The sequence below is a fragment of the Streptomyces sp. NPDC059456 genome (assembly GCF_042750055.1).
In the GTDB taxonomy this organism is placed as follows: Bacteria; Actinomycetota; Actinomycetes; order Streptomycetales; family Streptomycetaceae; genus Streptomyces.
Window position 1 is genome coordinate 1 of sequence record NZ_JBHYVA010000430.1, and the last position, 7,391, is coordinate 7,391.

General features: G+C 75.4%; 6 protein-coding genes. 3 read left to right on the forward strand and 3 right to left on the reverse strand.

All coding sequences use genetic code 11. The features are described 5' to 3' along the window. Window positions 1-50 precede the first annotated feature (50 nt). Window positions 51-848 (forward strand): ABC transporter permease, encoded by a 798-nt coding sequence (locus tag ACFXA3_RS29210; RefSeq protein WP_385191522.1) that lies wholly within the window; start codon window positions 51-53, stop codon window positions 846-848. 43 nt (window positions 849-891) lie between these two features. Here ACFXA3_RS29210 and ACFXA3_RS29215 read toward each other — a convergent pair whose 3' ends face one another. Together ACFXA3_RS29215 and ACFXA3_RS29220 are read right to left on the reverse strand one after the other, a co-directional pair. Beyond that, a complete protein-coding gene (locus ACFXA3_RS29215; protein ID WP_385191516.1) occupies window positions 892-1,593 on the reverse strand; it encodes a sigma-70 family RNA polymerase sigma factor in 702 nt (233 codons plus the stop codon). 134 nt (window positions 1,594-1,727) lie between these two features. Then, a complete protein-coding gene (locus ACFXA3_RS29220; RefSeq protein WP_385191518.1) occupies window positions 1,728-2,513 on the reverse strand; it encodes a hypothetical protein in 786 nt (261 codons plus the stop codon). Between the two features lie 279 nt (window positions 2,514-2,792). Between ACFXA3_RS29220 and ACFXA3_RS29225 the strand changes: the two genes are divergently transcribed. Further along, the gene (locus ACFXA3_RS29225) at window positions 2,793-3,920 is read left to right on the forward strand and encodes an MFS transporter (RefSeq protein WP_385191523.1); all 1,128 of its coding nucleotides are present in this window, start codon (window positions 2,793-2,795) and stop codon (window positions 3,918-3,920) included. A 182-nt stretch (window positions 3,921-4,102) separates the two neighbouring features. On the opposite strand, the gene ACFXA3_RS29230 is transcribed toward ACFXA3_RS29225, so the two are convergent. Next, window positions 4,103-5,311: an acyl-CoA dehydrogenase family protein gene (locus ACFXA3_RS29230; protein WP_385191520.1), complete on the reverse strand. Its 1,209-nt coding sequence runs from the start codon at window positions 5,309-5,311 to the stop codon at window positions 4,103-4,105. A 144-nt stretch (window positions 5,312-5,455) separates the two neighbouring features. Between ACFXA3_RS29230 and ACFXA3_RS29235 the strand changes: the two genes are divergently transcribed. After that, complete coding sequence (locus tag ACFXA3_RS29235) at window positions 5,456-7,228, forward strand: CoA transferase (RefSeq protein WP_385191521.1); 1,773 nt, start codon at window positions 5,456-5,458, stop codon at window positions 7,226-7,228. The last annotated feature ends 163 nt before the right edge of the window (window positions 7,229-7,391 follow it).

The following is a 7,391-nucleotide window of genomic DNA, read 5'->3' on the forward strand; positions in this document are numbered from 1 at the left end:
GCGACACACCCGGTACCCACGAGGTCCCGGACCCGGCGCCGCTTCCCCGCCTGCGCCGTGAACTGCGGGCGGTCCACGCACTGGTCCACCGCGACCTGCTGCGCTTGTCCTCCCAGCCCACCCACACCGCGCTCATGCTGATCCAGCCGGTGCTCTACCTCTTCATCCTCGGCGGCGGCCTGGCCGCGCTGATCCCCCACTCCACGCTCGGCGTCGGCTACCAGACCTACCTGTTCCCCGGCATGCTGATGATGACGGTCCAGACACCGGCCATCATGGTCGGCATCCGCCTGATCACCGACCGGCAGAGCGGCTACCTGCGCGAACTGCTGATGGCCCCGGTGCGCCGCTCCACCCTCCTCCTGGGCAGCTGCGCCGGCGGCACCGCGGTCGCCGCCGTCCAGGGCGCCCTCCTGCTGGCCCTCGCCGGAGCGGTGGGCCTGCCCTACGATCCGCTCCTCCTCGCGCTGCTCCTCGCCGGCATGATCCTGGCCTCCTTCACCATCACGGCACTCTCCCTGGCCCTGGCCGTGAGCCTGGGCCGCCCCGAGGTGTTCCACATGCTGCTCGGCCTGGTGATGATGCCGTTGCTGTTCCTCTCCGGCGGATTCTTCCCGCTGGACAGCCTGCCGGGCTGGGCCCGGACCCTGGCCGCCGCCAACCCGCTCGCCTACGGGGTGGACCTGCTCCGGCGCAGCATCACGCTCCGGGTACCCGGCCAGGCAGCGGTGCCGGGCATCGAATGGTTCGGCCGCCAGCCACCGCTGCCCCTCGAAGCCGCGGCCCTGCTGACGGCCGGAGCCCTGGCCCTGCTCTGGGCGGCCCACCGCTTCAGCCGCCCCGAGTGATCCCGTACCGGCGTCGGCCGCCGCGCCCGTGGTGAGCCACGGATCAGCCGAGCAGGGCCATGTCCGTACGGGCTTGCCGGGCGGCCGCCCTGCCTTCACCCCGGTGCGCCGGCGCAGGGCGCTCCGCGCCGGCCGGGAGCGTCTCCGCATCCGTGAGGAGCGCCATCAGCGAGCTGCGGGCACGGGCCACGCGGGAGCGGACCGTACCGATCGGGCATCCGATGGCCGCGGCCGCCTCGTCGTAGGGCAGGCCCAGGAGCTGGGTGAGGACGAAGGCTTCACGGCGCTCGGCCGGGATGGCCTTCAGGAGCTCGGCGAGGGCGACGCCGTCCTCGAACCCGGGGACGCCGCACGGCTGGGCCTGCTCGGCGGCGATCTGCCAGTCGTGACGGTCCGACAGCCTGGGGCGGGCGGCGGACCGGCGGATGCTGTCCACGACGGTGCGGCGGGCGATCGACAGCAGCCAGGTGCGGGCGGAGGAACGGCCCTCGAAGCGCCGCAGGGCGGGCAGGGCGCGGAGGAACACGTCCTGGGTGAGGTCGTCGGCGGCTTGGGGGTCGGCGCTGAGGTAGGCGACGTACCGCCAGACGTCGCGCTGGAGGGCGCGCACGAACCGGTCGGCCTTCTCCGGGTCGCCGTCGCGTGCGGCGAGCGCGAGCCGGGTCACGGCTTCGTCGCTGCCGCGGGTGTGCCCGGCCGTTTCCGGCACGGCGCAATCCTGGGAGGTGCTCAGGGCAGGGGTCATCGCCACAAGGTCCTTACGCGTGTGGTGTCCGGCGTCGCGCTCGGCGGGCCGGTGAGGGGTACGGCCTGCCGGAGGGCATGACCGATGCCCGAGGCGCGCCGGGGATGACCCGCGCGTGCTCGGGAAGCCGGCTGTCAGATGACAGCGGTTCCCGCAGGCGGACCCCGTGAGGTGATGACGTCGATGAGGAAGAGCTGCCGCAGCGGGCTGCCGTCGCGCTCGCGGCGCGCACGCAGCGGAGGCCGGTGCGCTGCGCGCGACGGGGCGAGGAGCAGTCGCAGCGGTGTCCACAGCCACGCCGCGAAGGTGCGCAGCAGCCGGAAGGCGGCCTGTTCGCCGTAGGCGAGCCAGAGTCCGGCGATCACGGCGGCCAGCAGGTGCGCCGCCAGCATGCCGGGCGCGGACATCGGCATGCCGGCCATGGCGTGCGCGTCCGGCACGGGCGTACCCGCCATGGCCTGCGACATGCCGTGCACGGCGTGGTGGGCGTGGGCGCCCGCGTCCGTGACCGCCGTCGTTCCTGGTGGCGGCTGGTGCACCAGGCCGCCGAGGCCGGCGTCGTCGACCAGACGTGCGGCCTCGGACGCGGACAGCCGGGTGTCCCCGCACGTCAGGTACTGCGCCCACTGCTGCGCGAAGGACCGGCCGGACGGCAGCGGCCGGGCGGCGGACTGGACCAGGGAGAACCCCGCGTGGAGCGCGGCCTGGACGGCGATCGCCGTCGTGGTGTCGGCGAGGAGCCCGCGCTCGGGGCCGGCCAGGGACCAGGCGAGGCCGGACGTGCCGGCGAGCGCTGCCGCAAGGGCCCACCCGGGCACGGGCGTTCCCGACATGAGCACGTGGCCGGTGGCCGCGAGCAGCACGCACAGGGCTGCGAACATCGCAGCCCGTACGGCTCGGGAACAGTGGCCTGGTGTCATGGCGGGCTCATCCTCGCACCCTCGTCGTCAGCGTTGCACCGGGGTGTGCACGGTGGGAACGGCTCCCGTCCGGCTCCTGCTCCGGACGCGGGCCGTGTGGTGCGGACCACAGCGAATCCGGGGAACCGGCCGTGCCGTACGTCCGACTGACTGCGCGTCCGGCAGTGCGATGAACCTCGGAAGGAGACGGTTGTGCCAGCGGAGGAAGCGGCACCTGCTGCGCCGGAAGGGACGGAATTCCGGGCAGGCCGACGGCTCACCGGGCTCCTGACCGCTGCCATGGCCTTCTCCATGCTGCAGTTGTTCCTGCTCGGTGCCTTCGGGCCGTGCCTGGTCGACGAGTTGGCCCTGTCGCCCGTGGTGCTGGGGCTGACGACCACGATCGGTTTCGGTACGGCAGCCCTGCTCTCGCCGGCCGGCGGCCGGATCGTGGACCGGGTGGGGCCGCGCCGCTCGCTGGTGGCCCTGCTCCTGGTCTCCGCCGCGGCGCTCGCGCTGATCGGGTCGGCTCCCGGCGCCGGGCTGCTGCTGGGCGCGGTCGCGCTCGGCGGCGTACCGCAGGCCCTGGCCAACCCGGCCACCAACAAGGCGATTCTCGCCGCGGTACCACCCGCCCGCCGGGGCGCGGTCACCGGTGTGAAGCAGTCCGGCGTCCAACTGGGCGCGTTCGCGGCGGGCTTGCCCCTGGCGGCCCTCGCCTCGGGGCTGGGCTGGCGGGGCGCGGTGTGGACGTCGGCCGGCGCGGCCCTGCTCACCGGGCTGTGGGCGCTGCGCGTTCTGCCCGCCGATCCACCGGTCACCCCGGGCGGCTCCCGCGCCTCGCTCATCCCGCGCGGGGCGGTTGCGTGGCTCGCGGTGTTCTCGCTGTTCCTGGGCGGCGGCATCGCCTCCGTGAACACCTATCTCGCGCTGTTCGGCGCGCGGGAGCTGGGTCTGGGCCCGACGGCGGCCGCGGCGCTGGTGGCGGTGCTGGGCGTGACCGGCATCGTCGGCCGGGTGGGCTGGTCGAAGGCGGCGCGTCCGGGCCGGGCCGAGTGGCTTCCGGGGTGGCTCGCCTGCGGAGCGCTCGGCGCGGCCGTGCTCCTCGCGGCCGCGGTCGCGGTGGGGCCGCTCGTATGGCTCGGGGCCGTTGCGGTGGGGGTGTTCGCCGTTTCCGGCAACGCCGTCACGATGGTGCTCGTGATGCAGCGGGCCGCACCGGGCCGGGCGGGTCAGGACTCGGCGCTGACCGCGGCGGGGTTCTTCGCCGGTTTCGCGGTGGGGCCGCCGTTGTTCGGACTGCTGGCCTCGGACGACCGGTACGGGGCGGGATGGCTGCTGGTGGCCGCGGAGTTCGCCGTGGCCGGCGCGGTCGCGTTCGTCTGGGCCGTGCGCGACCGCCGCGACCGGGCGCCGCGGCCCGCCTGATCGGCGAGGACCGGGCCTGACGGGTCCGCTCGCACCGTCCGGCCGGGGTGGAGCCGACCGGTGGCCCGCTCGGCACCTCGCCGGCCGCCGTCACGGCCTCGGCGCCGATGAAGCCGGCCCGGGTTCCCGGGCCCCGGACCGATCACCGCTCGCGCTCCACGCCCTTGACGGTGTCGTGGACGTCACCCCCGGGTGGGCTGCCGTGCGCCGTGGCCGCGCAGGACGCGCCGGGCCACGGACGTGATGTGCAGTTCGTCCGGGCCGTCGAGGATCCTGGCGGCGCGACCGCTGCGGAACAGCGCGGGCAGCGGAGTGTCCGGGCCGAGTCCGGCTGCGCCGTGGACCTGGATCGCCGAGTCCGCGACGTGCTGGAGCATCCGCGCCGCGGCGACCTTGGCGAGACCGACCTCGACGTGGGCGTCCTGCCCGGCCTCGATCAGGGCGACCGCCTCGTGGACCAGGGGGCGCGTCGTGCGCAGTGCGAGGAGGGCGTCGAAGACGTGCTGCTGGACCAGCTGGTGGTCGGCGAGCGGTCCGCGTGATCCGCTCCGGGTGGCGGCCCGCTCGCACATGAGGTCGAAGGCGCGCTGGGCCTGGCCCAGCCAGCGCAGACAGCGCAGCGTCCGCCCCAACTGCAGCCGCTCGCCGGCGATGGCCGGCGCCTGCCCCGGCTCGCCGACGAGGTGGTCGGCCGGCACCGGGACCCGGTCGAGGGCGACCTCGTACTGGCCGGCCGCACCGAACACGGGGAGTTCACGGACGACGCGGAAACCGGGGGAGCCGGTCGGCACGAGCAGCAGCGACAGCCCCTCGCGGTCGCCGGGGGAGCCCGAGGTGCGGGCCAGCACCGTGACCAGGTCGGCGTTCGCGGCTCCCGAGGTGAACCACTTGCGGCCGGTGACCGTCCAGCCGCCGTCCGGCCGGCGTTCGGCCCGGGTCGCCGTGCGGAACGGGTCGGTACCGGGCGTGCCGGGCTCGGTCATCGCGTAGCAGGTGCGGATCTCGCCGGCGACCAGCCGCGTGAGGTACTCCTCGCGGATGCGGCTCCCACCGTGCCGCGCGAGCATCGTGAGGTCGAGGAGGGCGGCGTAGCGGAGGGCCGCGGGTCCGTGATCGCTGGCGCCCTCGGTCTCGGCCAGCGCGGCGTACGCCCCCAAAGCAACCCCTCCGCCGCCCAGTTCCTCCGGCAGGGGCAGGGCCCACAGTCCCTCGTCGAGCGCACGGCCGCGCAACTCGGCCATCGCCGCCGCAGCAGCGGAGCCCCCCGCGTCCAGCACCGGCTCGTACGGGATCACCCCGTCCCGGACGAACCGGGCGACCCGGTCGCGCAACAGGGCCGTGTGCGCGTCGTGTTGGGTCTGCGCGGTGTTCGCTGCGCCTGGATCCGTCACTGCTTTCCTCCGGATGTTCGGGAACCCGTGGGAACGGTTGTCCGACTGTCTGTCCGTGGAACTGGTCGGGTGCACACGCTCCCGGGTTCCCGGAATTCTTGGAACGTCCCGGCGCGGTCACCGCCGCGCCAGGAGAGGAGAGGCATGGCGTCACCGGCAACCACGCGGACGGTCCGGCCGCTCGACACACTGCGCTTCGACACCTCGGGGCCGCCGCAGATCACGGGCGTCGTGGCCGACCGCCTCCGGCTGCTCGGCGCGCGAGGCGAGGCCGCCGCACAGGACGACCCGGCCACCGGGCAGGTCGTCGTGACGGGCGCGGGATTCGAGCCGGTCCACGCGGCCACCGGCTGGGGCGGCCCGAAGACCGGACTCGTCGACGAGGCCACCGTGCAGGCCGCCACCGGAGTCATGTCCGTCCACGGCCGGCGGGACGGCTGCCCGCGCGGCCTGGCGGTCGACTACACGGCCACCACCACCGCCGTCCTCACCGTCCAGGGCCTCCTCGCGACCCTGATCGGGTCGGCCCGGGGCATCCGGCCGCAACCGGTCACCACGAGCGCGGACCGGGCCGGCCTGCTCGCCGTGTCCCAGTACCTCGCCGCCGCCGGGGCCGACGAGGACGAGGCGTCCGAATCCGGGCCGGGCGGACCGCCCTTCACCTCCGCCGAGGGCGCCCTCTTCGAGCTGGAGACCCTGGACCCCGGAGCCTGGGCCGCGTTCTGGCAAGCGCTGAGAGCACCCGCCGACGCGATGCGGGCAGGCTGGCGCCCCTTCCAGTTCCGGTACGCCACCGCCTGCGCCCCCTTCCCCGCCGCCCTGCACACCGTCACCCGGTCCCACCCCATGACCCGGATCCGGCAGGCCGCCGCGCTCTCCGGCGCCGAGGTGTGCGTCCTGCGCACCCTGGTCGAACGGGCCGCCGAGCACGACGGCGCCGCTCCCTGGGCCTTGCGCCTGCTGGAGCCCGGCGCGAAGGCCGCCGCGGCCCCGCCCTCCGGCCGGCCGCTGGCCGGACTCACCGTGCTGGAGGCGGGCCGCCGCATCCAGGCCCCGCTCGCAGCGCACCTGCTGGGACTGCTCGGAGCCGACGTCGTACGGATCGAGCCGCCCGGCGGGGACCCCTTGCGCGGCATGCCCCCGGCCTGCTCCGGCATTTCGGCCCGCTGGCTCGCCCTCAACCGGGGCAAGAGCGCCGTGGAGATCGACATCAAGGCGGAGCCCGACCGGCGCCGCCTGCGCGAGATGGCCGCCGAAGCCGACGTCTTCCTGCACAACTGGGCCCCGGGCAAGGCAGGCGAACTCGGCCTCGACGCCGAGGACCTCGCCGCCGCGAACCCGGGCCTGGTCTACGCGTACACCAGCGGCTGGGCCGGCCGACTGCCCGACGCACCCATGGGCACGGACTTCATGGTCCAGGCCCGCACCGGCGTCGGCGAGGCCGTACGGCCCGAAGGCGAACTGCCCGCACCGTCCCTGATGACCCTGCTCGACGTACTGGGCGGGCTCACCGGCGCCGAAGCCGTACTGGCCGGCCTCCTGCTGCGGGAGCGCACCGGACACGGCGTGCGCGTCGACTCCTCCCTCCTGGGGGCGGCCGACACCCTGACCGCAGCCGCGCTGCGCCGCGCCGCCCGCGGCGAGAACCCGAGGCGCCCCGCCGGCTTCCGCCGCCCCCTGCCCACGGCGGACGGCTGGATCGCCCCCTCCGACACGTGCGCGGCAGCAGCCGCCACCCACGACCTGCGCGAACTCGCCACCCCGGACGCCCTGTCCCTGCTGGCCGGCCACGACCTGACCGCCACCGCCGTCACCACCGGCCTGGCCGGCCTCCACCACGACGCCCGCTTCGCCGGATCGATCAGCCGCGACGCACACGGTGCCCCCACCGTTCCCGACCCCTGGAGCTTCGGATGACCGTCGCCCTGCACGCACTGCTGCCCGCCGGGCTCCGCCGCACCCCCGACCGGGCGGCCCTGCGCGAACGCCTGTCCGCACGGCACGAGCCGCACCACGCGGACCCGGCCCCGCTCGCGCTCGCCGGGTGTCCCGGGGGGGGGGGGGGGCCGACGGTGCGGGC